The 23215-nt window shown below is 73.0% G+C and carries 22 protein-coding genes; 15 read left to right on the top strand and 7 right to left on the bottom strand.

From position 1 onward, the window contains the following. Positions 1 to 27 precede the first annotated feature (27 nt). Genes Q7A36_RS13570 through Q7A36_RS13560 form a run of 3 tightly spaced genes read left to right on the top strand, consistent with a single transcriptional unit; the run spans position 28 to position 4278 of the window. A complete protein-coding gene (locus tag Q7A36_RS13570) occupies positions 28 to 1176 on the top strand; it encodes an HlyD family secretion protein (RefSeq protein ID WP_305104240.1) in 1149 nt (382 codons plus the stop codon). Beyond that, entirely contained in the window at positions 1173 to 2756 is a 1584-nt protein-coding gene (locus Q7A36_RS13565) for a DHA2 family efflux MFS transporter permease subunit (protein WP_305104239.1), read from the top strand. The genes Q7A36_RS13570 and Q7A36_RS13565 overlap by 4 nt, the downstream gene beginning before the upstream one ends. A 7-nt stretch (positions 2757 to 2763) precedes the next feature. Beyond that, positions 2764 to 4278, top strand: a complete 1515-nt coding sequence (locus tag Q7A36_RS13560) for an efflux transporter outer membrane subunit (protein WP_305104238.1) — start codon at positions 2764 to 2766, stop codon at positions 4276 to 4278. A 39-nt stretch (positions 4279 to 4317) separates the two neighbouring features. Here the strand turns inward: Q7A36_RS13560 and Q7A36_RS13555 are convergent, their stop codons facing one another. Genes Q7A36_RS13555 through Q7A36_RS13545 form a run of 3 tightly spaced genes read right to left on the bottom strand, consistent with a single transcriptional unit; the run spans position 4318 to position 7837 of the window. After that, a complete protein-coding gene (locus tag Q7A36_RS13555) occupies positions 4318 to 6210 on the bottom strand; it encodes a potassium transporter Kup (protein ID WP_370655667.1) in 1893 nt (630 codons plus the stop codon). Between the two features lie 51 nt (positions 6211 to 6261). Beyond that, positions 6262 to 6639: a DOPA 4,5-dioxygenase family protein gene (locus Q7A36_RS13550; RefSeq protein ID WP_305104237.1), complete on the bottom strand. Its 378-nt coding sequence runs from the start codon at positions 6637 to 6639 to the stop codon at positions 6262 to 6264. Position 6640: 1 nt separating this feature from the next. Beyond that, entirely contained in the window at positions 6641 to 7837 is a 1197-nt protein-coding gene (locus tag Q7A36_RS13545; protein WP_305104236.1) for an aminotransferase class V-fold PLP-dependent enzyme, read from the bottom strand. On the opposite strand from Q7A36_RS13545, the gene Q7A36_RS13540 reads away from it, so the two are divergent. The 5 genes from Q7A36_RS13540 to Q7A36_RS13520 all read left to right on the top strand — a co-directional run bounded on the left by Q7A36_RS13540 (position 7836) and on the right by Q7A36_RS13520 (position 12709). Next, positions 7836 to 8273, top strand: coding sequence for a YqaA family protein (locus tag Q7A36_RS13540; protein ID WP_305104235.1), 438 nt, complete (start codon positions 7836 to 7838; stop codon positions 8271 to 8273). The two genes, Q7A36_RS13545 and Q7A36_RS13540, sit on opposite strands and share 2 nt — an antisense overlap. A 68-nt stretch (positions 8274 to 8341) precedes the next feature. Continuing rightward, a complete protein-coding gene (locus Q7A36_RS13535; RefSeq protein WP_305104234.1) occupies positions 8342 to 9847 on the top strand; it encodes a phytoene desaturase in 1506 nt (501 codons plus the stop codon). Positions 9848 to 10328: 481 nt separating this feature from the next. Further along, positions 10329 to 11582 carry a right-handed parallel beta-helix repeat-containing protein gene (locus Q7A36_RS13530; protein WP_305104233.1) on the top strand — a complete coding sequence of 418 codons (1254 nt, stop codon included), beginning with the start codon at positions 10329 to 10331 and terminating at the stop codon, positions 11580 to 11582. A 69-nt stretch (positions 11583 to 11651) separates the two neighbouring features. Then, positions 11652 to 12092: a helix-turn-helix domain-containing protein gene (locus Q7A36_RS13525; RefSeq protein ID WP_305104232.1), complete on the top strand. Its 441-nt coding sequence runs from the start codon at positions 11652 to 11654 to the stop codon at positions 12090 to 12092. Continuing rightward, entirely contained in the window at positions 12005 to 12709 is a 705-nt protein-coding gene (locus Q7A36_RS13520; protein ID WP_305104231.1) for an IS630 family transposase, read from the top strand. Before Q7A36_RS13525 ends, Q7A36_RS13520 begins: the two co-directional genes overlap by 88 nt. Before the next feature lie 390 nt (positions 12710 to 13099). On the opposite strand, the gene flgH is transcribed toward Q7A36_RS13520, so the two are convergent. The 4 genes from flgH to flgF are packed head-to-tail and all read right to left on the bottom strand — an operon-like array spanning position 13100 to position 16287. Continuing rightward, positions 13100 to 13822: a flagellar basal body L-ring protein FlgH gene (gene flgH / locus Q7A36_RS13515; protein ID WP_305104230.1), complete on the bottom strand. Its 723-nt coding sequence runs from the start codon at positions 13820 to 13822 to the stop codon at positions 13100 to 13102. Then, complete coding sequence (gene flgA, locus Q7A36_RS13510; RefSeq protein WP_305104229.1) at positions 13822 to 14763, bottom strand: flagellar basal body P-ring formation chaperone FlgA; 942 nt, start codon at positions 14761 to 14763, stop codon at positions 13822 to 13824. The genes flgH and flgA overlap by 1 nt, the downstream gene beginning before the upstream one ends. 5 nt (positions 14764 to 14768) lie before the next feature. After that, positions 14769 to 15554 (bottom strand): flagellar basal-body rod protein FlgG, encoded by a 786-nt coding sequence (flgG, locus tag Q7A36_RS13505; protein ID WP_305104228.1) that lies wholly within the window; start codon positions 15552 to 15554, stop codon positions 14769 to 14771. A 10-nt stretch (positions 15555 to 15564) separates the two neighbouring features. Then, positions 15565 to 16287 (bottom strand): flagellar basal-body rod protein FlgF, encoded by a 723-nt coding sequence (flgF, locus tag Q7A36_RS13500; protein WP_305104227.1) that lies wholly within the window; start codon positions 16285 to 16287, stop codon positions 15565 to 15567. 239 nt (positions 16288 to 16526) lie between these two features. Between flgF and Q7A36_RS13495 the strand changes: the two genes are divergently transcribed. The 7 genes from Q7A36_RS13495 to Q7A36_RS13465 are packed head-to-tail and all read left to right on the top strand — an operon-like array spanning position 16527 to position 23102. Beyond that, the gene (locus Q7A36_RS13495) at positions 16527 to 17045 is read left to right on the top strand and encodes a flagellar basal body-associated FliL family protein (RefSeq protein WP_305104226.1); all 519 of its coding nucleotides are present in this window, start codon (positions 16527 to 16529) and stop codon (positions 17043 to 17045) included. Next, positions 17042 to 18109 carry a flagellar motor switch protein FliM gene (gene fliM / locus Q7A36_RS13490; RefSeq protein ID WP_305104225.1) on the top strand — a complete coding sequence of 356 codons (1068 nt, stop codon included), beginning with the start codon at positions 17042 to 17044 and terminating at the stop codon, positions 18107 to 18109. Before Q7A36_RS13495 ends, fliM begins: the two co-directional genes overlap by 4 nt. Before the next feature lie 3 nt (positions 18110 to 18112). After that, positions 18113 to 18535: a DUF6468 domain-containing protein gene (locus Q7A36_RS13485; RefSeq protein WP_305104224.1), complete on the top strand. Its 423-nt coding sequence runs from the start codon at positions 18113 to 18115 to the stop codon at positions 18533 to 18535. Further along, positions 18535 to 19167: a MotE family protein gene (locus Q7A36_RS13480; RefSeq protein WP_305104223.1), complete on the top strand. Its 633-nt coding sequence runs from the start codon at positions 18535 to 18537 to the stop codon at positions 19165 to 19167. Before Q7A36_RS13485 ends, Q7A36_RS13480 begins: the two co-directional genes overlap by 1 nt. A 41-nt stretch (positions 19168 to 19208) precedes the next feature. Then, a complete protein-coding gene (locus tag Q7A36_RS13475) occupies positions 19209 to 19589 on the top strand; it encodes a chemotaxis response regulator CheY (protein WP_305104222.1) in 381 nt (126 codons plus the stop codon). Beyond that, positions 19582 to 20175: a protein phosphatase CheZ gene (locus Q7A36_RS13470; protein WP_305104221.1), complete on the top strand. Its 594-nt coding sequence runs from the start codon at positions 19582 to 19584 to the stop codon at positions 20173 to 20175. The genes Q7A36_RS13475 and Q7A36_RS13470 overlap by 8 nt, the downstream gene beginning before the upstream one ends. Further along, positions 20175 to 23102: a hypothetical protein gene (locus tag Q7A36_RS13465; RefSeq protein WP_305104220.1), complete on the top strand. Its 2928-nt coding sequence runs from the start codon at positions 20175 to 20177 to the stop codon at positions 23100 to 23102. The genes Q7A36_RS13470 and Q7A36_RS13465 overlap by 1 nt, the downstream gene beginning before the upstream one ends. Positions 23103 to 23215 lie beyond the last annotated feature (113 nt).

Genomic DNA, 23215 nt, shown 5'->3' with positions numbered 1-23215 from the left:
TGCGACGCACACCGGAATGTCGCAGGCATGGACGACGCCCAGACGGCGGAGCAGCAGAAGCCGGCCGCCAAGGGCAGCGCGGACGGGGATGATCGCGCCCGGCAGAATGAGGGGCCAAAGGAGAAGCACGCGAAGCAGCCGGCCGCGCCATCGCCCGGCCGCCGCCGGCTGCTGATCGGCGCCGGCGTGCTGGCGGCGGTGCTCGTGCTCGCCGGCGGCGGCTGGTACTGGTGGCAGGCGCGCCAGTGGGAATCCACCGACGACGCCTTCCTCGAGTCGCATGTCACCCGGCTCGCCCCGCAGGTCTCGGGCCGCGTCGCGCAATTGCTGGTCGACGACAACCAGCGGGTCGAGGCCGGGCAGCTTCTCGTCCAGATCAACCCGCGGGACTACGAGGTCTCGCTCGAGAATGCCCGCGCGCGCCGCGGCAGCGCCGCCGCGCAACTGGCCGAGGCCGCCGCCCAGGTCGCCGTCCGCCGCGCCGCCATCGACCAGGCCAAGGCCAACCAGGTCGTCGCCGAGGCCGATCTGGAGAATGCCGAGACCACGCTGCGCCGCTTCCGCAGCGTCGATCCGCGCGCCGTGACCCGCCAGCAGACCGACGATGCCGAGGCCACCTCCCGCAGCTCCCGCGCCCGGGTCGATGCCGCGCGGCAGGAGGTCGCGGGCGCCGAGGCGCAGGCCGCCGCCGCCGAGGCGCAGCGCCGCGCCGCCGAGGCCGCGCTGCATGAGGCGGAGGCCGCCGTCTCGAATGCCGAGTTGCAGCTCTCCTATACCCGCATCGCCGCGCCGGTCGCCGGTCGCGTTGCCAATCGCGGCGTCGAGGTCGGCAACTACGTCACTCCCGGCCAGGCGCTGCTCTCGGTCGTGGAGCCGACCGTCTGGGTCACGGCCAATTTCAAGGAGACGCAGCTGCGCGAGATCCGTCCCGGCCAGCCCGTCCGGGTGAAGGTCGACGCCTATCCCGACCCCGTCCTGAAGGGGCGGGTGGACAGCCTGCAGCGCGGCACCGGCGCGCGCTTCTCGGTCCTGCCGGCGCAGAATGCCACCGGCAATTACGTCAAGATCACCCAGCGCGTGCCGGTGAAGATCGTGATCGAGGATGACCGGGCGAAGGACATGCCGCTCTCGCCCGGCCTCTCCGTGGTGCCGAGCGTCAGGGTGCGCGAGGAGTGACGGATCTCCCGCGCTCGGCGGCCGGCGGCCGCTCGCCCTGGCTGATCGCCTCCGTCGTCTCCATCGCCACCTTCATGGAGGTGCTGGACACCACCATCGCCAATGTCGCGCTGCGCCACATGGCGGGCGGCGTCGGCGCCAGCCAGGACGAGAGCACCTGGATCCTGACCACCTACCTCGTCACCAATGCCATCATCCTGCCGGTCTCCGGCTATCTCGCCACGCTGATCGGCCGCAAGCGCTTCTACATGGGCTGCGTCGCGGTCTTCACGCTCGCCTCGCTCGGCTGCGCGCTGTCGCCGAGCCTGCCGGTCCTGCTGGCCTGCCGCGCCATCCAGGGCCTCGGCGGCGGCGGCCTCGCGCCGGTGGAGCAGTCCATCCTGGCCGACACCTTCCCGCCGGAGAGGCGGGCGGGGGCCTTCGCGCTCTATGGCCTCACCGTCGTCACGGCGCCGGCCATGGGCCCCGCGCTCGGCGGCTGGATCACCGACAACTACTCCTGGCACTGGATCTTCCTGATCAACCTGCCCTTCGGCGCGCTCTCGCTCTTCCTCGTCTCGGTCTTCGTCAAGGAGCCGGAGGCGGTGCGGGAGGACCGGCGCCGCGCGCGGGAGGAGAATGCCGGCATCGACTGGGTCGGCTTCGGCCTCGCCGCCGTCGCGCTCGGCAGCCTGCAGGTGGTGCTGGACCGGGCGGTGATCGATGACGGCTTCTGGTCGCCGCTGGTCACCTGGCTGACCGTCGCCTGCGTCGTCGGCTTCATGCTGCTGATCCCCTGGGAGCGCCGGCAGGCGCGGCCGGCGGTGGATGTCCGGCTTTTCGCCCACCGCTCCTTCCTCGCCGCTGCGCTGATCATGTTCCTGGTCGCCTTCACGCTCTTCAGCACCACCCAGCTCCTGCCGCAGCTCACCCAGGACCTGATGGGCTACGATGCGACCACCGCCGGGCTGACGCTCGCCGTCGGCGGCCTCGGCACCGTCGTCGCCATGCCGATCGCCGGGCGCGTCACCGGCCTCGTGCAGCCGCGCTGGGTGATCCTGGTCGCGCTGCTCTGGTCCGGAGGCGCGCTGCTCTATGCCACGAACATCGACCTGCAGATGGGCTTCTGGCACGTCTCCACCCTGCGCGTGCTGCAGGTGATGGCGCTGCCCTTCCTCTTCGTGCCGATCACGACGGCCGCCTATGTCGGCCTGCCGCCGGACAAGACGAACGACGCCAGCGCGCTGATCAACCTCATGCGCAATCTCGGCGCCTCGGTTGGCATCTCCGTGATGAACGCGGTCGTCACCCATGGCGCGCAGTTCCACCAGAACCGGCTGATCGAGACCGCGACCGAGGCCAACCCGCTCTGGGTCGAGCAGCTCCGGCAGACCGAGCAGGCGCTGCGCGGCGCCGGCGTCGGCGCCTGGGAGGCCTCGCAGGCCACGCTGCAGCAGCTCTCCGGCCAGGTCGCGGGCCAGGCGCAGGTCCTCAGCTACATGGACGCCTTCTGGCTCCTCGGCGTGGCCGTGCTGACGCTCTGGCCGCTGGTCTTTCTCATGCGCGACATACCGAAGGGGGCAGCGACGGGTGGGCACTAGGATTCCGGTGGCGACACGCCTTCTCCCGCTCGCCGCGCTGCTGCTCGCCGGCTGCACTGTTGGGCCGAACTTCACCGCGCCCGTGCCGCGCGCGCCCGACCGGTGGTCGCGCGCGAGCCTTGAGGCGCCCGCCTATGCCCGCAGCCGTGCCGAGGCGCGCGCGGTGGACGAGACCTGGTGGGAGGGCTTCCACGACCCGACGCTGACCTGGCTCGTCATCACGGCCGACCAGGGCAATCCGGATATCGAGGAGGCCGCCGCCCGCATCGCCGAGACGCGGCAGCAGCGCAGCGTCGCCTATGCCGGCTTCTGGCCGACGGTCGAGGCCAATGCCTCCGACACGCGGCTCCGCCTGTCGCAGAACAGCCCCTTCGCCTCCATCGCCGGCGGGCAGGTCTCGGCGGGCGGTGGCGGTCCGCCGAATGCGGGGCAGGGCCTGGCCATCCCGACCGGGCCGAAGCCCGGCTTCGCCATCTACCAGGGCAGCTTCGACGCCGCCTGGGAGCTCGACATCTTCGGCCGCACCCGCCGCGGGGTGGAGGCGGCGGAGGCCGACATCCTCGGCGCCGAGCGGCTGCTCGACAATGCCCGCCTGTCGCTGCGGGCGGAGGCGGCGCGGACCTATCTCGAGCTGCGCGGGCTGCAGGCGCGCCAGGCCATCGCGCGCCAGAGCCTCCGGCTGCAGCGCGACAATCTCGGCCTCACACGCTCCCGCTTCACCTCCGGCTTCGCCACCGAGGTGGACGTGGCGAATGCCGAGGCGCTGGTCGCCAGCACCGAGTCGACCCTGCCGCTGCTCGATGCCCAGGTGACGCAGGCGATGAACCGGCTGGCGCGGCTGCTGGGGCAGGAGCCGGGGACCCTGTCGGGCCAGCTCGCCGCGCCCGCGCCCGTGCCGCCGGCGCCGCCCGCGGTCGCCATCGGCCTGCCGATCGAGACCATCCGTCGCCGCCCGGACGTCGCCTCGGCCGAGGCGGCGCTGGCCGCGCAGACCGCGCGCATCGGCGTCGCCACCGCGCAGCTCTATCCCTCGCTGCGGATCAACGGCTCGATCGGCCTGCAGGCCGGCAACACCGCGAACCTCTTCGACACGGCGAGCCGCTTCTTCTCCATCGGCCCCTCGCTGCTCATCCCGATCTTCGAGGGTGGGCGGCTGCGCGCGCAGGTGCGGCTGGAGGAGGCGCGGCAGCGCACTGCCGCCATCGCCTGGCGCCGCACCGTGCTGGATGCGCTGCACGAGGTGGAGAATGCGCTGGCGGCCTACTACGGCGACCAGGGCCGGCGCGACGGGCTGCGCCGCCAGGCCTCGGCGGCGCGGCGGGCGGCGGATACCGCGCGCACGCGCTTCTCGGCCGGCCTCGGCACCTTCCTCGAGGTGCTCGATGCCGACCGCACGCGGCTCTCGGCCGAGCTCGCGGTCGCCGAGACGACGGCGGCGGTCGCGACCGACCTCGTCGCGGTCTACAAGGCGCTCGGCGGCGGCTGGCAGCCGGGCGGGGCGGGGCCCGTCGCCACCCCGTGACCTCGGATGGCGCCGCCGGGCGCCACGCCGGGCCGGCCGCTACATCTCGACCCGCGTGCCGAGCTCGACCACGCGCGGCGTCGGGATGCCGAAATAGTCGGTCGCGCCCACCGCATTGCGGGCGAGGAAGGCGAAGAGCTTCTCCTGCCAGGGCGGCAGCTCCGGCCGCATGGACAGCACCGGCACCTCGCGCCCGATGAACCAGCTCGCCGCCGTCGGGTCGAAGCTCAGCAGGTCCTGCCGCTCGCCCAGCGCCTGCATGACGCAGGGCCGCTCGGCGAAGCCGAAGCGCAGCAACACGCGCCGGAATCCGTCGGCCAGCGGCTCCACCGTCATGCGCTCGGCCTCCGGGATGCGCGGCACCCTCTCCCCCTGCACGGTCAGCAGCACCACGCCCTCATGCAGCACGCCGTTGTGCTTGAGGTTCAGGGCGAGGGCGGCCGGCACGACCTGCCGCCGCGTGGTCAGGTAGATGGCGGTGCCCGGCACGCGGGCGGGGCTCTCGGCAGTCTCCAGCCGGGCGAGGAAGCGCGCCAGCGGCTCGGCATCGCCGTCGCGCCGCTCCAGCAGGATGGCGCGGCCGCGGATCCAGACGAGCACGAGCGTGAGCGAGATCGTGGCCACGACCAGCGGGAACCATCCGCCGCCCGGGATCTTGTGCGCATTGGCCGCGACGAAACCGACATCCAGCGCCAGGAAGGCGCCGGCCACCGGCAGCACCGCCGCCAGCGGCAGGCCCCAGCGGCCATGCGCCACCAGGCTCACCAGGATGGTCGTCACCAGCATGTCGCCCGCGACGGCGATGCCATAGGCATTGGCCAGCGCTTCGGAGGAGTGGAAGCCGAGGACGAGGGCGAGCACCGCGGCCGCCAGCAGCCAATTGATCTGCGGCACATAGACCTGGCCGGCCGTCTCCTCCGAGGTCTGGTGCACCTCGAGCCGCGGCACCGCGCCGAGCTGGATCGCCTGCTGCACCAGCGCAAACGCACCTGAGATGACGGCCTGGCTGGCGATGACGGTGGCCGCCGTCGCCAGCGCGACCGCCGGCAGCAGCAGCATGCTGGGGAAGAGGTGGAAGAAGGGGTCGGAGGCCGCCGCCGGGTCGGCGAGCACCAGCGCGCCCTGGCCGAGGTAGTTCAGCACCAGCGCCGGCATGACCACCGCGAACCAGTCGATGCGGATGGCCGGCCGGCCGAAATGGCCCATATCGGCATAGAGCGCCTCGCCCCCGGTGACCGCGAGGAAGACGCTGCCGAGCGCGGCGAAGCCGCCGCCCATGCCGACGGCCTGCAGCGCATGCCGTGGGTCGAGCGCGGCGAGGATGCCGGGACGCCCCAGCGCATGCCACAGCCCCGCCGCCGCCAGCACGATGAACCAGGCGGCCATGACCGGGCCGAAGAGCCGCCCGACATGCGCGCTGCCGCGCGACTGGATGAGGAAGAGCCCGGCCAGCACCGCCAGCGCGGCGGGGACCACATAAGGCTTCAGGACGGGCTCGGCGACCGCCAGGCCCTCCACCGCCGAGAGCACCGAGATCGCCGGCGTGATCATGGCATCGCCGAAGAAGAGCGAGGCGCCGGCGAGCCCCACCGGCAGCAGCCAGGCCTTCCAGCGGCCGGCCTCCGGCATGGCGAGGGAGAGGAGCGCCATGGTCCCGCCCTCGCCCTGGTTGTCCGCGCGCATGACGAAGACGACGTATTTCACCGCCACCACCAGCGCGACCGCCCAGAGGATGAGCGAGACGACGCCAAGCACTGCCTGGTCCGGCGGCGTGCCGTGCTCGGCCGCGGTGCGCAGGCTCTCGCGGAAGGCGTAGATCGGGCTGGTCCCGATATCGCCGAAGACCACGCCGAGCGCGCCCAGCATCATGGCGCGGCCAGCGGGGTGCTCGGCGACGGCGGGGGTGGAGATGGCGGCGGTGCTGCCCGACATGCGCGGAGCCTCCCCTGTTCGGGAGCGGCAACGCGCCGAGGGGGCCGGAAGTTACTCGGGCAGGATCTCGGCCTTCAGCGGCAGGGGCGGGCCCATCCAGAGGGCATGGCGGGTATGGTCGGCGCGCTGCCGGCCGGTCTCCGGATGCAGCAGGACGGAGAGGTCGCGCCGGTTCAGCGCCAGCCAGGGCACGAGCGCCGGGAAGAGCCCGGGCGGGAAGGCCACCTGGTACATCGCGGCCGTGTGCGGCCCGACCGGCACGTCGTGCCAGCGGCCGAGCACCGCCTCCGGGAAGCGCTCGGCAAGGCCGGCCCGCACCGCCTCGGCCGCGGCGCGCGTCGCGGCGGGGTCGTAGTAGACATGGGCGTGCCAGCCGGCGATGGGCGTCTCCATGCGCCGAGGGTCGGGCGGCGGGGCGGCCCGGGTCAAGTCACAGGATCGCCCCGAGCAGGTCGCCCAGCCGGTCATAGTCCTGCGGTCGGTTGTAGGCGGCGGCCGAGAGGCGCAGCCAGAACCGCCCATCGATCGCCGTGACCGGCGCATCCGTGCCGGCCGCCAGCAGGCGGGCGCGCAGGGCGACCGCCGCAGCACGGTCGGCGGGGCCGGGCAGGGGCAGCCGGACCAGCGCCATGCTGCCGGCCATCTCCGGCCGCGCCCCGACCTCCGTGCCGAGCCGCGCCGCCAGCCGCGCGCCGGCCTCCCGCGCCAGGGCGCGGTTGCGGTCCATCAGCGCCGCGCCGCCCAGCCGTTCCAGGAAGGCGATCGCCTCGGTCACCGCGAGCCAGGCGCTCGGGTCGCGGGTGCCGGTCCAGTCGAACTCGGCGAGGTAGCCCTCGCCCAGGCCATGCGAGAGGATGGGGGCATGCGTCCCGGCGCGGCGCTGCGGCGCGGTCCAGAGGAAGGCGCAGCCCTTCGGCGCCATCAGCCATTTGTGGCAATTGCCGGCATACCAGTCGGCGCCGAGCGCCCCGAGGGCGAGCGGCACCTGGCCCGGCCCATGCGCGCCGTCGACCAGCACCGGCACGCCACGGTCGCGGCAGGCGGCGACCATGGCCTCGATGGGCAGGACCAGCGCGCTCGGCGAGGTGATGTGGTCCAGCACCGCGAGGCGGGTGCGCGGGGTGATGGCGCGGGCGAGGGCCTGCACCACCGCCTCGGGCTCCGGGCGCGGGAAGGGCAGGGGCGCCTCCACCACGCGCGCGCCGGCCCCGGCCGCGATGTGCTCCGCCGTCTTGCGCACCGCGCCATAGGCATGGCCCAGCAGCAGGATCTCCTCGCCGGGCGCGAAGGCCAGCGAGCGCAGCACCGCATTGCAGGCGGCCGTCGTGTTGTCCACGAAGCCGAGCCCCTCCGGATCGCCGCCGAGGAACCCCGCCAGCCCAGCCGCCGCCGCGCGCAGGGCGGGGGTCAGGACCTCCACCATGAAGCGGCTGGGCTGCGCCTCCAGCCTGGCGCGCCAAGCATCCTGTGCTGCCAGCACGGAGCGCGGCGCGGCGCCGAAGCTGCCGTGGTTGACGGTGTTGAAGCCGGGGTCGAGGAGGAATTCCGCCGCGATGTCGTCCATGCCGGCAGCAGACCCGGCCGGGGCGCGGACGGCAAGCCCGGTCCATGGCAGGATGCCGGGCATGATCGACCTCGCGGCCACTGGCGGCCTCTTCCTCGTCGCCTTCGGCGCCGCGACCATCCTGCCCTTCCAGAGCGAGCCGCTGCTGGTCGGCCTGCTGCTGGCCGGCGACCAGCCGCCCTGGCTGCTGGTGCTGGTCGCCAGCCTCGGCAATACGCTGGGCAGCGCGGCGAACTGGGTGCTGGGCCGCTGGATCCATCGCTGGCGCGACCGGTCCTGGTTCCCGGTGAAGCCGGCGGCGCTGGCGAAAGCCGAGGGCTGGTACCGCCGCTGGGGCCGCTGGTCGCTGCTGCTGAGCTGGGCGCCCGTCATGGGCGACCCGCTGACCGTCATCGCCGGCGTGTTGCGGGAGCCCTTCTGGGTCTTCCTGCTGCTGGTCGCCGCCGCGAAGACCGGGCGCTACGTGGTGCTGGCGCTGGTGACGCTTGGCCTGATGTAGCGGCCTCGCTTGTTCCCGGCGGGGGCGCGGCGGTACGGTTCGGTCCGGGGAGAGACGGGGACACGCCAATGCCCGACATGCAGGCCGATGGCCGCCCGCACGCCGTCGTCATCGGCTCGGGCTTCGGCGGGCTGGCCGCCGCGATAAGGCTGGGCGCCCGCGGCTGGCGGGTGACGGTGCTGGAGAAGCTCGATGCCCCGGGCGGCCGCGCCACCGTCTTCGAGCAGGACGGCTTCCGCTTCGATGCCGGCCCGACCATCATCACCGCGCCCTACCTGCTGGAGGAGCTGTGGCAGGTGGCCGGCGCGCGGCTGGCCGACGACATCGACCTGCGCGCCATCGACCCCTTCTACCGGATCCGCTTCGACGACGGCGGCACGCTGTCCTGCCATGCCGATCTCGACGCCATGCGGGCCGAGGTCGCGCGGATCAGCCCGGAGGATGCGGCGGGCTTCGACCGCTTCATCCGCGACAGCGAGAAGATCTACGACGTCGCCTTCACGCAATTGGTGGACCAGCCCTTCCACAGGATCGGCACCCTGCTGCGGGAGGTGCCGGACCTGGTCCGCCTGCAGGGCTACCGCACGGTCTACCGCAAGGTTTCCGACTACTTCCGCCACCCGAAGCTGCGCATCGCCTTCAGCTTCCACCCGCTGCTGATCGGCGGGAATCCCATGACCACCACGGCCTATTACTGCCTGGTCGGCCACCTCGAGCGCACGCATGGCGTGCACTACGCCATGGGCGGCATGGGGGCGCTGGTGAAGGGGATGGCCGGGCTGATCCGGCGGCTCGGCGGCACGCTCCGCTGCAAGGCCGAGGTCGCGCGGATCGAGGTGGCGCAGGGCCGCGCGACGGGCGTCACCCTCGCGTCCGGCGAGGCCATCGGCGCCGACATCGTCGTCTCCAATGCCGATATCGGCTGGACCTATTCGAAGCTGCTCGGCCACCACCCGCGCCGGCGCTGGACCGATGCGAAGCTCGACCGCGCGCGCTGGTCCATGGGTCTCTTCGTCTGGTATTTCGGCACCGACCGGCGCTGGGACGGCGTCTATCACCACACCATGGTGCTCGGCCCGCGCTACGAGGCGCTGCTGCGCGACATCTTCACCCGCAAGCAACTGGCCGAGGATTTCAGCCTCTACCTGCATCGCCCGACAATGACCGACCCGTCGTTGGCGCCGCCGGGTTGCGATGCCTTCTACGTGCTGGCGCCGGTCCCCCATCTCGGCAGCGGGACCGACTGGGCGGCGATAGCGGAGCCCTATCGCGCCCGCATCCAGCAGCGGCTGGAGGAGACGGTGCTGCCCGGCCTCGGCCGGCATGTCGTGACCTCGCGCATCCTGACGCCGCAGGACTTCCACGACCGGCTGCTGAGCACCAAGGGCGCCGCCTTCTCGCTCGAGCCGCAGCTCTTCCAGAGCGCCTGGTTCCGGCCGCACAATGTCAGCGAGGAGGTCGAGGGCCTCTACCTCGTCGGCGCCGGCACCCATCCGGGCGCCGGCGTGCCGGGGGTGATCAGCTCGGCCAGGATCCTCGACCAGGTGGTGCCGATGCCGGCGGGCCTGCGGTGACGCATCGTCTCGGCCGGATCGGAAAAGACCTCCTCGACAGGATGGCCTGCGTCACGGCTGAAGGCGCCGCTGTCCCCGTCGGAATCAGCCATCCTTTCAGTACGGCGAGACGAGTCCGGTCCCCGACCGGGTGAGGTGGCAGCCTGCTCGTCAACCCCCGCGGTAAAGCCGTCCGGAGCAGCGCTTCCGCCCCGAGCGCAATGCCGAAGCCTTCCAGTGCGGCCGGTCGTGCCGGACCTCACCGTGCCGGTCTTCGGTCCGACAGGTCGGTGTCCGGGGAAATTGGGGGCAGCCGGGCCAGACCGGGGGGGTCGGTGGCGAAGCAATCTTTCCTTTACGAAGCAGAAGGAAAATGGTCTTGAGGTGACCGTAACGTATAGATCCGGGGAATATCTTGCCATGAAGCAATGAAATGTTCCGGCATGGCTGCGCTGGGTGCCGGATCGTCCGATCGAGCGCGCATTCTCAGGAAGGGTAAGTGATGACCGTACTGACGGTGGGCGCGGGCCAAAGTTACAAGACCATTGCCGCAGCAGTTGCGGCGGCACACGACGGCGACGTCGTGAAGGTCGCGGCTGGAACATACACAAACGATTTCGTCACAGTGAATGCCAGCATCACGCTGCAGGCGGTTGGCGGCATGGTCAACATGGTCGCAACCGCCTCGCCGCCGGATGGCAAGGCGATCATGACCGTCAACAAGAGTCTCACTATCGACGGCTTTGCTTTCTCCGGTGCCAAGGTCGCGGACCACAACGGCGCCGGCATCCGCTATCAGGGCGGCGACCTCGTCATCCGGAACTGCTACTTCCACGACAACCAGGAGGGTATCCTCGCTGCATCCAATCCGAGCGGCCACATCACCATCGACCACAGCGAGTTTGCCCGGAACGGGTACGGCGACGGCTATACTCACAACCTGTACGTCAACAAAATTGCCAGCCTGACGATCACCGACAGCTACTTCCACGACGCCATTGTCGGCCATGAGATCAAGAGCCGAGCCGATGTCACAACCATCACCAATACCAGGATCTTCGATCTCGGCAGCACGGCAAGCTACAGCGTCGATCTGCCCAATGGCGGAAAAGCCGTGATGGCCAACAACACCATCCAGCAAGGTGCCAGTTCCCAGAATCCCTACATCGTGCATTTCGGCGGCGAGGGCACGCCATACGCCGGCTCTTCGCTGACCATGACCAACAACATGGTTCTGAACGACCTGCATTCGGGTAGCGCGAAGCTCCTTCTTAACCAGAGCGGCTATACGCCGGTCCTGCAGAACACCAAAGTCTTCGGGCTCGACGCCGGCCATCTCGCAACCGGCACTGCCAGCATCGCCGGCACCAGCTTTCTCGCCAGCGAGCCTGCCCTCGATACCCGCTCGCCCTTTCACCCGGGCGTTGGCTATGTCGATCTCGGGACCGCTGCCAACCAGCACCTGACGGCAAGCGCCGCGCCGGACTACTTCATCTTTCGCGGTGGTAGTCTGGGCCATGACAGCATTGCAGGCTTTTCCTACGCGGGCGGTGACCGGCTTGATCTCACTGGCCTGCTCGGGAATGTCAGCCACAGTGTCGCAACCCTCGAGCAGAAGGGCTACCTTGCCGTCGTGCAGAACGGCTCGGCGGCCGAGGTGCAGATCGACCTCGCTGGCAATCACCACTTCACGGTGCTCGTCGACCTGGCGGGATTGCGGGCAAGCCAGCTTCCGAGCGACTTCCTCCTCGTCTAAGCAGGTTCTGACGGCTTGCCCAACGGATGTATCTGCGATTCGCTGTGCATCGATTCGCGGATGGGTGGGATGGCGGGCAAGTCGCCGTTGCGGGCGGATGCGGCTGAGCGGTTGGCGCTGGAAGCTCTGGCGGGGTCGGATGATCGCGGTGAGGCGGACCGGGCCCGGGCGGTGATGCTGACGCTGTCGGGCTGGACCAGCGCGCGGATCGGCCAGGCGTTCAGGGTCCGCGAAGACACGGTGCGGCTGTGGCGCAGCCTGTTTGCGTCCGGCGGTGCGACGGCGCTGAAAACCCGCGTCGCGCCCGGACCGGCGCCGGTGAAGAGCGAGGCGGCATTGCGTGTTGCGACGCCGCTGCTGGAGGCGGCGGTGGCGGATCGGCCGAACTGGATCATCGCCCGGCTGCGTGCCGAGATTGAGGCTTGCGAGGGCGTGCGGATCAGTCGCTCGCAACTGTCCAAGATGTTGCGCAAAAAAAGTTCCGCTGGCGACGGCCGCGGCACACGCTGAAGGGGCGCCAAGTGGCCGCCGAGGTCGAGCGGGTCGGACTGCGCCTGCAGTTGCGCCAGCAGCAGGCCGAGGCCGGCGACATCGTGCTGCTGTATGGCGACGAGAGCGAGGCACTGACCCACCCCTACCTCGCGCGGGCCTGGGCGAAGGCCGGCGCCGACCTGCGGGTGCCGGCGCCGGGGCAGGCGAAGAAGATCGCCATGCTCGGCTCGCTCGATCACCTCACCCGCCAGTTGATCGTGCATACCAGCCCGACCAAGCGCAGCAGCGACTTCGTCGCCCACCTCCAGCAACTCGATGAGGTCTACGGGCCCAAGCCAGGTCGGCCGGCCAAGCCGGTCGTGCTGGTCGAGGACAATGGCCCGATCCACACCAGCAAGCTGTCGCGGGCTGCGCTCGCCGCCCGGTCGCACTGGCTCACCGTCGAGTGGCTGCCGAAATACGCGCCCGAACTCAACGACATCGAAGCCGCCTGGCGCGACCTCAAAGCCCATCACCTCGCTCACCAGACCTTCCAGGACGTCGACGCCCTCAATCAGGCCATCCACGCCGCCGTCCAGGCCCGAAACCAGCAACGCCGCACCCATCCGTTGGGCAAGCACCGAATCTCTGCTTAGCATACCATCGCACTCTCCTGGTGCCGACGCATTGCCCGCTTTCGCCCAAGGGTGCGCTTGCGGGTGCGGACCGCGCCCCTCCGGCGCGAGCGGTTCGGGCGCTCGTCGGAGCGCCCGGCACCTCGAGCTCCATCAGCCGCTTGGCCGCGAAGCCGAGACTCCCGCGAAGAGGATCGGCGTCTGTGCCCTTCGCCAGGGGCTCGCGAAGGGCAGTCTCCTGCTCGGCCATCCTGGGCTCCCAGGGCAGAGGTCGCGTGCCGCACATCAGCCCGACCCAGGTTCACCGCGATGGCCGCCTCCTGCACCACGCCAGGGGGCATGACATCCACGGATCGGGCGACTGCCTGATGCTGCTTGCCCACCGGACCGTCGTGCTGCCCGGGCAGACGCTCAGAAGGGCAGCAGGATGTCGAGCAGTTGCGAGCCCAGCCGCGGCTGCTGCAGGTCGGAGAGCGTGCCACGCCCGCCATAGGCGATCCGCGCTTCCGCCAGCCGGTCGTGCCGGATGGTGTTGTCGCTGGCGATGTCCTGCGGCCGGATCACGCCCTGCACCGATAGCTCGCGCATCTCGGCGCTGACCCGCACCTCCTGCTTGCCGGCCACCACCAGGTTGCCGTTCGGCAGCACCTGCGTCACCGTCGCGGCCAGGCGCAGCGTCACGCTCTCCGTCCGCTTCACGCTGCCGTCGCCATCCGTCGTCTGGTTGCCGGAGGCGCTGACCAGCGTGTCCGGGCTCGCCGCCCGCGGCAGCCAGCGCGTCTGCATGCCGAAGAGCTGCGGCATGCCCATCGTGTCGCTGCCGCTGCGCGCCCGCTGGGTGCGGTTCTGCAACTGCGCCTGGTCGTCGATGCTGACCAGGATGGTGATGAGGTCGCCAACCTGCGCCGCCCGCTGGTCGCGGAGGAAGGTGCGGCTGCCGGGACGCCAGAGGCTGTTGGCCGCGGCCGGCGGGTCCTGCAGCCCGGGCATGGGCATGGAGACCGGCCGCCAGGCCGGATCGGCCGTCGGGTCCTGCACGGCGGAGAGCTCCGGCGCCCGGCCGACGCGCGACAGCCTCTCGAGCTGCCCGCAACCCGCGAGCAGCAGCGCGGCGAGGAGGCAGAGCCCGCGCATCACTCGCCCGCCATGCGGATCGGCGCCGCGCCCATGGCGACGCGCACGTGGCCGGGGCCGATCACCTGCCCCTCCACCACCGTCCGGCTGGCGAGGTTCATCACCGGCACCAGCCCGCCGCGCGGCCCCGCCTCCAGCGACCGTCCCTGGGCGGTCAGCGCCAGGCCCGGCGCCTCCACCACCATGGTCACCAGCGCGTTCTTCTCGACCAGCGGCGGCGGGCCGAGATCGGCGCGGAGGAAGGGCGCCTCGGCCCCCATCGGCCGCCGGAGCTGCTGGCCCAGCACCTGATCGAGCTGGTCGGCCGTGCCGGGCCGCACCCGCTCCGCCCGCAGCCGCAACAGCCGCGCATCGCCCGGCCCGACCACCTCGCCGAGCGAGAGGCGGCGCGTCGCCACGACCGCCGCCAGGGTCGGCAGGGCGCGGCCGGCGATGCGCTGCCGTAGCACCGGCATGCCCTCGGCGATCACCGCGAGGGTCGCCGCGAAGCGGCCGCTCGTGGCATCGAGGCTCGGGCTCTCGGCCAGCAGCCGCGGCGGGGCGCCGGGCGGGACCATGAGGGACGGGAGCGGCCCCAGCTCCAGCTCCGCCTCCGGGTCGAGGCCGAGCCGCAGCAGCTCCGCCCGCAGCGCCGCGGCGATGTCGTCGCGCGGCACCGCCTGGCCCGGCCGCTCCACCACCACCCGTTCCTGCGCCGAGACCGGGCGCCAGGGCAGGCCTTGCGCGCGGGCCAGCGCCGCGAGCTGCGGCGCCTCGATCACCAGCCGCCGGCCCGGCGCCGGCGCGGCGCCGATCGGCTGCGCCGCGCGCGGCCCGGCGCCCTCGAAGATGTCGCCGAGGCGGAGCACGGTGTCCTCGGTGACCACCAGCGGCCGCGGTCCGGCCAGCTCCTGCGCCGCGGCGGGCAGGGCGAGGAGCAGCAGGAGGAATAGCAGGCGCATCGCCCTCACCGCATGCGCGAGAGCGTCGAGAGCATCTCGTCGCTCGCCGTGATGACCTTGCTGTTCATCTCATAGGCCCGCTGCGCCGTGATCAGGCTGGTGATCTCCTGCACCACGTTGACGTTCGAGCTCTCGATGAAGCCCTGCAGCACCTGGCCGTGGCCGGGCTGTCCGGGGGCCGCGAGCTGCGGCTGGCCGGAGGCGGGCGTCGCCAGCAGCATGTTGTCGCCCATGGCCTCGAGCCCGCCCTCGTTGGCGAAGATCGCGGTCTGGACCTGCCCGACATTCTGCGGGTTCACCTGGCCGTCGAGCTTGGCCAGCACCTCGCCCGCCGCATTGATCGTCACGTCCCGCGCGGCCGCGGGGATGGTGATGCCGGGCAGCACCAGGAAGCCTTCCGCCGTCACGATCTGGCCCTCGGCCGAGAGGCCGAAGGTGCCGTCGCGGGTATAGGCGATCTCGCCGGAGGGGAGCTGGACCTGGAAGAAGCCATTGCCGCGGATCGCCAGGTCGAAGCGGTTCTCGGTCTGCTGCAGGCTGCCCTGCTCGCCGATGCGGTAGATCGCCGAGGTCTTGACGCCGAGGCCGACCTGCGCGCCGGAAGGCAGAATGCTGCCGGTCTCCGAGCTCTGCGAGCCGACGCGGCGCATGTTCTGGTAGAGCAGGTCCTGGAACTCGGCCCGCCGGCGCTTGTAGCCGGTGGTGCTCATATTGGCGATGTTGTTGGAGATGACCTCGACATTGGTCTGCTGGGCCAGCATCCCCGTGCCGGCGATCTCGAGCGAGCGCATGTCCCTCTCCTCAGCTCCGCTTGCGCAGGATGCGGTCGACCGCAGTCTGCAGGCGCTCGCCTTCCCGGTCGGCGAAGGTCACGGCGTTCTGGAACTCGCGCACCTCCTCGGTCATGCGCACCATCTCCAGCACGGAACTCACGTTGCTGCCCTCGACCGCGCCCTGCACGACGCCGGGCCGGTCCATGGGCTGCGGCGCCTCCTCGGCGGCGAAGAGCCGGTCGCCGACCGGGCGCAGCTGCTGCGGCGCCTCGAACCGCACCACGCGGAGCTGGCCGACGACGCCGTTCTCCGATTGCACGGTGCCGTCGCCCAGCACCCGCACCCGGCTGTCGCCGGGCCCGAGGGTGAGCGGCGCGCCGCGCGCATCCAGCACGGCATTGCCCTCGGCATCCACCAGCCGCCCGTCGCCCGAGAGGGTGAAGCGGCCGGCGCGGGTGTAGCGTTCCTCGCCGCCCGGGGTCTCGAGGACGAAGAAGCCCTCGCCGCGGAGCGCGAGGTCGAAGGGATTGCCGGTGGCGGTCAGCGGGCCGGGCGCGGTCTGCCGCCAGGTGGCGCGGTCGATGCTGTAGGCGACGCCGCCGCCGGGCTGCGGCCGGAGGAAGCTGGCGAAGACCGGTCGCTGCGCCTGGAAGCCGGGCGTATCGGCATTGGCCAGGTTGTTCGCCAGCACCTGGGTGGCGCGGAGCTGCGCGCCGAGGCGGGAGAGGATGACGTAGCCGGGCGTGTCCATGGCGGTTCCGGTCGGGCGTGACGGGGCGGCGCCGTCCTGGCGCCCTGGGCTTCGGCGCCGTCCTGGCGCCTGGGCTTCGGCGCCGGATCCGCAACCCGCGTGCCAGCCCCGCCGCCGGGATGGGGCGGCGGCTCCTGCCGGCCGCGGCAGATCCTGCCGCCCGCCCGGCCGGCCCTGCCGGTGCAAAGCTTCCTTAAGCCCGGCCCGGCCAGGATGCGCCGGCAGGACCGGGGCAAGGGATGTCGGCGCAGGCTGAGGCAGCGGAGGGCGCGGGGGGCGCGGCGAAGGGCGGCAGGCGCAGGCTGCCGCTGCTCGCCCTTCCCGCCGTGGCGGCCGCCCTGGGCGCCGGCCTCTGGTTCACCGGGGTGCTGCCCGGGCTGCTCGGCCTGGACGAGCCGGAGGCGCATGCGGCGGCCGAGGGCGCTGCGCCCGCCGCGCCGGCGCCGCCGCGTCCGCCGGTCTTCTTCGACATGCCGGAGATCACCGCCAACCTGAACGTGCCCGGCCGCCGCGCCAGCTACATCCGGCTGCGGAGCAAGCTCGAGCTCTCGAAGCCCGAGGATGCGGCGGCGATCCAGGCCGCCATGCCGCGGCTGCTCGACCTCTACACCACCTACCTGCGGGAGATGCGGCCGGAGGAGCTGCGCGGCAGCGCCGGCACCCAGCGGCTGCGGGAGGAGCTGATCGCCCGCGCCGCCATCGCCGCCGCGCCCGCCCGCGTCACCGACGTGCTCTTCACGGAAATCCTCGTGCAATGAGCCCGTCGTCGCAGGAGGAAGACGATCTCGCCGCCGCCTGGGGCGAGGCGCTGGAGCAGGAGGGCGCATCCCCCGCGCCGGCCGCGCCGACGCCCGATTCCACGCGCGTGCTGAACCAGGCGGAGATCGACAGCCTGCTCGGCTTCGGCAGCGACAGCGCCCGGCAGGAGGAGCAGACCGGCATCCAGCGCATCGTCAGCGCCGGCCTCGTCTCCTACGAGCGCCTGCCGATGCTGGAGATCGTCTTCGACCGGCTGGTGCGCATCCTCTCGACCTCGCTGCGCAACTTCACCTCCGACAACGTGGAGGTCTCGATCGACAGCATCGTCTCGCTCCGCTTCGGGGACTACCTCAACAGCGTGCCGCTGCCGGCGATGCTGGCGGTCTTCAAGGTGGAGGAGTGGGACAATTACGGCCTGCTGGTGGTCGATTCCGCGCTGATCTACTCGGTGGTGGATGTCCTGCTCGGCGGCCGCCGCGGCACCGCGGCCATGCGGATCGAGGGCCGGCCCTACACCACCATCGAGCGCACGCTGGTCGAGCGGCTGATCACCGTGGTGCTGCAGGACCTCTCGGACGCCTTCGGCCCGCTCTCGACCGCCACCTTCCGGTTCGAGCGGCTGGAGGTGAACCCGCGCTTCGCCGCCATCTCCCGCCTCGCCAATGCCTGCATCCTGTCCCGCCTGCGCGTCGACATGGAGGATCGCGGCGGCAAGATCGAGCTGCTGCTGCCCTATGCGACGCTGGAGCCGGTGCGCGAGCTGCTGCTGCAGCAGTTCATGGGCGAGAAATTCGGCCGCGACTCGATCTGGGAGACCCACCTGGCCGAGGAGCTGCGCCATACCGAGCTCGCGCTCGACGTGGTGCTGGACGAGCAGACCATGCCGCTCGCCTCCGTCATGTCGCTGCAGCGCGGCGACCAGATCCTGCTGAACGTCGCGCCGGGCGCGCCGGTGATGCTCCGCTGCGGCGAGGTCCCGCTCTTCGAGGCCGAGCTCGGCCGGCGGGAGAACCGCCTCGCGGTGCGCATCGCCCGCGAGGTGCGCCGGCAGGAGGAGGCCTGAGCCATGGGCTGGTTCGAATGGCTGCTCCAGCTCGCCGTCGTGCTGCTGCTGGCCGTCGCCCTGCCGCTGGTGGTGCGGCTGGAACGCGCGCTCGCCGCGGTGCGGCGCGACCGCGCGGCGCTGGAGGGCAGCGCCGGCAACCTGACGGAGGCGACGCGGCTGGCCGAGGCCGCCTCCATCCGGCTGCGCGCCGCGGCCGAGGGCGGCGGGCGGCAGCTTTCCGAACGGCTCGCCGCGGTCGAGCCGCTGCGCGACGACCTGCGCTACCTCGTGGAGCGGGCCGAGGGCCTGGCCGACCGGCTGGAGGCGCTGGTGCGCGCCGCCCGGCCCCTGGCGCAGGACCCGCCCGAGCCGGCGCCGCCCGCCGAGGCCGGCCGCAGCCAGGCCGAGCGCGCCCTGCTGCGCGCCCTGCGGGCAGGCCGCTGATGCGCCCGCGCCTGCTGCCCGCCGTCATCGGCGCCATGGCGCTGCTGCTCGGCGTGAAGCTCTACGGCCTCGCCCGGCCAGGCGGCGAGGCGATGTCGCCCCTCGCCCTGGTCGCGCCGGCCCGCGCCGGCAGCGAGGCCAAGCCCGCCGCGGCCGCCTTCGCGCCGACGCCCGCCCCGGCGCGCCCGCTGCAGACCCTGGCGCCCGAGGGCCCGACGCCCGAGCAGCAGGCCGAGCGCGCGGTCCTGGAGGGGCTGCGCGCCCGGCGCGGCGAACTCGAGGCGCGCGAGCAGGCGCTGGCGGCGCGCGAGATGGTCCTCGCCGCGGCCGAGAAGCGGCTGAGCCAGCGGGTCGAGGAGCTCTCGGCCCTGCAGGAGCGGCTGGCCGCCTTCGACCGCAGGCTCGGCGAGCGCGAGGAGGCCGGCTGGCGGCAGATGGTCCGGCTCTACGAGGGCATGCGGCCGCGCGACGCGGCGGCGATCTTCGACGAGCTGGACCTGCCCGTGCTGGTGCAGATCCTCGACCGCATGGGGGAGCGCAAGGCGGCGCCGGTGCTCGGCGCCATGAAGCCGGAGCGCGCCCGGACCATCACCGCGGAGCTGGCGCGCCACCGCGCCCGCCCCGCCGACTGACCCGCAACCCCGCAACCGGCAAAGGAAGGCGCAGCCGCCCCATGGACAAGAACACCAATGTCCTGATCGTCGACGACTACAAGACGATGCTCCGGATCATCCGCAACCTGCTCAAGCAGCTCGACTTCAACAATGTCGAGGAGGCGACCGACGGGCAGGAGGCGCTGGCCAAGCTGCGCGCCGGCAGCTTCGGCCTGGTGATCTCGGACTGGAACATGCAGCCGATGACCGGCCTCGACCTGCTGAAGGAGGTGCGGGCGGATGCGCGGCTGAAGGACCTGCCCTTCATCATGATCACCGCCGAGAGCAAGACGGAGAACGTGGTGGCGGCGAAGCAGGCCGGCGTCTCCAACTACATCGTCAAGCCCTTCAACGCCGAGACGCTGCGCGAGAAGATCGAGAAGGTGATGGCGCATGCCTGACGGACAGGGCCAGGACCGGATCGAGGAGGCGGTGCGCGCCGTCCTCGGCAGCCTCTCCGGCGCCATGACGGTGACCGAGGCCGCGCTGCTCGCCGAGCTCGAGGCGCTCGGCCGCGAGGTGGCGCGCGCCAAGTCCGAAATCGCCGCGCTGCGGGTCGAGGACATCAACCACAGCCACATCCCGACCGCGACCGACGAACTGGACGCGGTGGTGGAGCACACCGCCGAGGCGACCAACGAGATCCTCGACTGCTGCGAGAAGCTGGAGGCGCTGCAGCCGAGCCTCTCCGGCGAGGCGGCCGAGGTGGTCGGCTCCGCCGTCACCCGCATCTACGAGGCCTGCAGCTTCCAGGACATCACCGGCCAGCGCATCGGCAAGGTGGTGGCGGCGCTGAAGGCGATCGAGAAGCGGGTGGCGGCGGTGACCGCGAGCTTCGCGCCGGCCGCGGGGGAGGCGCCGCCGCCTGCGCCGGAGCCCGAGGCGGATGGCCGGACGGAAGGCGAGAAGCTGGCGAACGGCCCGCAGCTTCCGACCGCCGCCACCTCCCAGGCGGATATCGACCGGCTGCTGGCGAGCTTCGACTGATGCGCCGGCGGCCTGCCGGCGAGGGGCGGCGTCCCGCCCCGGCGTGGATGGGTGGCGCCCGGCCTTGGCAGGTCCTGGCGCTCGCGGCCGCGCTGGCGCTGCCGCCCGCCGCCGCGCTGGCGGAGCGGGTGACGGTCCGCAGCGGCGACCATCCGGGCTTCGGCCGGCTGGTCTTCGACTGGCCGGCGCTGCCTGCCTGGTCGCTGCAGCAGCAGGGCGACGGCGTGCTGCTGCGCGTCCCGGCCGGGACCACGCTGCAGCCGCCGGCCCGCCTGCCGCGCAACCTCCTGTCGCTGGCCGAGGAGCCGGAGGGCATCCGCCTGGTCCTGCGGCCCGGGGCCAGCGCGAAGGCCTACCGACTCGGCGCCCGGGTGGTGGTGGACGTGGCGGATCCACCGGCACAGCCGCCCGCGCCGGAACGGACGCGGGCGGCGGCGCGGCCCGTGGCGGCGTCACCTCCGCCGGCCGGGCCCGTCGAGGCCCGCTCCCGGGCCCGCCGGACGCGCGGGGCCGCGCCGCCGGAGGCGCCGTCGCCACCGCCCGCCCTGGCGGCGCCGTCGCCCCCGGCACCGGCCGCATCGGTCGCGGCAATGCCCACATCGCCGGCGGCGCCCGCAGCGGCTGCACCGGCGCCCCCGGTCGCGCTGCCTGCCGCCCGCCCTGCGCGGCCCTTGCCCGGCGGTCAGGCCGTGCTGCTGCCCGTCCCCGCCGGCACCGGGGCCGCGGTGGTCCGCCGCGGTGGCGAGGTGCTGGCGGTGCTCGACAGCGCGGAGGCGCCGGACCTCGCCCCGCTGCGCGGCCATCCGGTCTTCGGCGCCCTGGTGGCGGACCCGCTGCCGGGCGCGACGCTGCTGCGCCTGCCGCTGGCGCCGCCTGGCCAATTGCGCGCCCGGCGGGAGGCCGCGGGCTGGGTGCTGGAGGCGATCCGCCCGGCCCCCGCCCTTGAGGGCGCACCGGCGCTGATGCCGGAGGCCGAGCCCGGCCCGCCGCCCCGCCTGCTGCTGAAGGCCGCGGCCCCCGGCCGGGTCGTGCCGGTGGCCGATCCGGAGACCGGGCTGCCCCTGCTGCTCGGCACCCTGCGCGAGGGGGCGGAGGCGCTGCCCGTCGGGCGCCGCCTGCCGGAATTCGACCTGCTGCCGAGCCTGCTCGGCGCCGCGGTGCTGGCGCGGTCGGACGGCGTCGCGGTCCAGGCCCTGCGCGGCCGCTTCGGCATCGCCGCGGCCGGTGGCGCTCGCTTCGCGCTGGATGCCGGCGTCACCCAGCCGCCGGCGGCACCGGCCATGACCCGCAGCTTCGACCTGCCGGACCAGCCGCCGGCCGAACTCCTCAACCGCGCCCAGGCGCTGCAGGCCGCGATTGCCGGCGCCGCGCCGCTCACGCGCCTGGCGCAGCGCCGCGCGGCCGGGGAGGCGCTGCTCGCGCTCGGGCTGCCGCAGGAGGCGCAGGCCATGCTCGCCCTCGGCTTCGCCGAGGATCCGCGGGCCACGGCCGATGCCGGCTATGCCGCGCTCGCCGGGGCCGCCGCGCTGCTGGCCGGTCGCCTGGCCGAGGCCGGGGCGCTGCGGGCGCCGGACTGGCCGGAGAGCGACGAGGCGACCCTCTGGCGCGCGGCGCTGGCCGCGGCGCAGGGCGAGTGGCGGGAGGCCGGGCCGGGCTTCGCCGCCACCATGCCCCTGCTGCTCGCCTACCCGGCGGCGCTGCGCGCCCGGCTGCTGCCGCTCGCCGCCCTCGCGCTGGCCGAGGCGGGGGAGCGCGCCGCGCTGGCACGGCTGCTTGGCAGGGCGGGCGAGGCGGCGGAGGACCTGGTCCTGCCGCGCGCCATCCTCGCCGAACTCGACGGCAAGCCAGAGGAGGCGCTGGCCCTCTATGACCGTGCTGCGGCCGGCCGCGACCGGCAGGCGCGGGCGCGGGCGATCCGCCGCGGGGTGGAGCTGCGCCTCGTCACCGGGGCGATCGATGCGAAGGCGGCCGCGCGCGCGCTCGAGGCCGCGCTCTATGCCTGGCGCGGCGATCGGCAGGAGCTCGAGACACGGCTGCGCCTCGCCACGCTGCGCCGCGGGTCGGGCGATGCGCGCGGCGCGCTCGCCCTGCTGCGGGAGACCGCGGCGATGCTGCCGGAGCAGGCAGAGGCGCTGCAGCCGGCGATCCGCGACGCCTTCCTGGCCGGCCTTGCCGAATCGCCGCCGCTCGCCGCCGTCGCGCTCTTCGACGCCTTTCCCGAGCTGCTGCCGGCCGATCCGCGCGGCGAGGAAGCGATGCTGGTGCTGGCGGACCGGCTGCTCGCGCTCGATCTCGGCGACCGGGCGGCGGCGCTGCTGCGGCAGGCGATGGAGCGCGCCGCCGGCACCTCGCGTGCGGCGCTCGGTCTTCGCCTCGCCGCATTGCGGCTGCAGGAGAGTGATCTCTCCGGCGCGGAGGCGGCGCTTGCCGACAGCGCCGCGCCCGAACTGCCGGCCGGCCTCGCGCAGCCCCGCGCCGTGCTCGCCGCGCGGCTGGACGCCAGGCGCGGCCGGGTGCCGGAGGCGGTGGCGGCGCTCCGCGCCCTCGGTCCCGCGGGCGGGGAGGCCTTGGCGGAGCTGCTGACCGAATCCACCGACTGGGCCGGCGCCGCAGCGGCGCTCGGCACGCATCTCGCCGCGACGCTGCCGGCGCCGCCCGCGACGCTGGCCGATGCACAGCGCCGGCTGCTGCTGCGGCAGGCGGCGCTGCTCGCGCTCGCGGGTGACGAGCCGGCGCTGGCCGCGCTGCGCGAATCCGCGGCGGCGCGGATGGGCGAAGGGCCGCTGGCGGAGGCCTTCGCCCTGCTCACCGCCGATCCGCTGCGCGGCCTCGCCGATCTGCCGCGGCTGCAGCGGGAGCTGCAGCTTTTCCGGAGCCTGCCTGCGCGGCTGGAGGCATTGCGGGCAGGCGCGCCGGTCACGCGCTGAGTCCCGCGTCCCCCGCGGGGGAGGGCGGCAGTTTTTCCGGCCGCCGATCGGAAAAAATGGGTTGCACCCCCGACCCCCTTGCCCCATATGCCGCCGCCGTTGACCTGATCGAT

Origin of the sequence: Paracraurococcus lichenis, assembly GCF_030657435.1 — a bacterium.
Classification (GTDB): Bacteria; Pseudomonadota; Alphaproteobacteria; order Acetobacterales; family Acetobacteraceae; genus Paracraurococcus; species Paracraurococcus lichenis.
This window is presented reverse-complemented; position numbering and strand designations above follow the sequence as displayed.

What these genes read in the sequence shown, in the direction of transcription:
- Q7A36_RS13570 (WP_305104240.1), top strand. Translation starts at nt 28, where the DNA reads ATGGACGACGCCCAGACGGCGGAGCAGCAGAAGCCGGCCGCCAAGGGC.
- Q7A36_RS13555 (WP_370655667.1), bottom strand. Translation starts at nt 6,210, where the DNA reads ATGTCGGGCAGCACCGCCGCCATCTCCACCCCCGCCGTCGCCGAGCAC.
- Q7A36_RS13540 (WP_305104235.1), top strand. Translation starts at nt 7,836, where the DNA reads ATGATCGACCTCGCGGCCACTGGCGGCCTCTTCCTCGTCGCCTTCGGC.
- Q7A36_RS13545 (WP_305104236.1), bottom strand. Translation starts at nt 7,837, where the DNA reads ATGCCCGGCATCCTGCCATGGACCGGGCTTGCCGTCCGCGCCCCGGCC.
- Q7A36_RS13535 (WP_305104234.1), top strand. Translation starts at nt 8,342, where the DNA reads ATGCCCGACATGCAGGCCGATGGCCGCCCGCACGCCGTCGTCATCGGC.
- Q7A36_RS13530 (WP_305104233.1), top strand. Translation starts at nt 10,329, where the DNA reads ATGACCGTACTGACGGTGGGCGCGGGCCAAAGTTACAAGACCATTGCC.
- Q7A36_RS13525 (WP_305104232.1), top strand. Translation starts at nt 11,652, where the DNA reads ATGGCGGGCAAGTCGCCGTTGCGGGCGGATGCGGCTGAGCGGTTGGCG.
- flgH (WP_305104230.1), bottom strand. Translation starts at nt 13,822, where the DNA reads ATGCGCGGGCTCTGCCTCCTCGCCGCGCTGCTGCTCGCGGGTTGCGGG.
- flgA (WP_305104229.1), bottom strand. Translation starts at nt 14,763, where the DNA reads ATGCGCCTGCTATTCCTCCTGCTGCTCCTCGCCCTGCCCGCCGCGGCG.
- flgG (WP_305104228.1), bottom strand. Translation starts at nt 15,554, where the DNA reads ATGCGCTCGCTCGAGATCGCCGGCACGGGGATGCTGGCCCAGCAGACC.
- flgF (WP_305104227.1), bottom strand. Translation starts at nt 16,287, where the DNA reads ATGGACACGCCCGGCTACGTCATCCTCTCCCGCCTCGGCGCGCAGCTC.
- Q7A36_RS13495 (WP_305104226.1), top strand. Translation starts at nt 16,527, where the DNA reads ATGTCGGCGCAGGCTGAGGCAGCGGAGGGCGCGGGGGGCGCGGCGAAG.
- fliM (WP_305104225.1), top strand. Translation starts at nt 17,042, where the DNA reads ATGAGCCCGTCGTCGCAGGAGGAAGACGATCTCGCCGCCGCCTGGGGC.
- Q7A36_RS13485 (WP_305104224.1), top strand. Translation starts at nt 18,113, where the DNA reads ATGGGCTGGTTCGAATGGCTGCTCCAGCTCGCCGTCGTGCTGCTGCTG.
- Q7A36_RS13480 (WP_305104223.1), top strand. Translation starts at nt 18,535, where the DNA reads ATGCGCCCGCGCCTGCTGCCCGCCGTCATCGGCGCCATGGCGCTGCTG.
- Q7A36_RS13475 (WP_305104222.1), top strand. Translation starts at nt 19,209, where the DNA reads ATGGACAAGAACACCAATGTCCTGATCGTCGACGACTACAAGACGATG.
- Q7A36_RS13470 (WP_305104221.1), top strand. Translation starts at nt 19,582, where the DNA reads ATGCCTGACGGACAGGGCCAGGACCGGATCGAGGAGGCGGTGCGCGCC.
- Q7A36_RS13465 (WP_305104220.1), top strand. Translation starts at nt 20,175, where the DNA reads ATGCGCCGGCGGCCTGCCGGCGAGGGGCGGCGTCCCGCCCCGGCGTGG.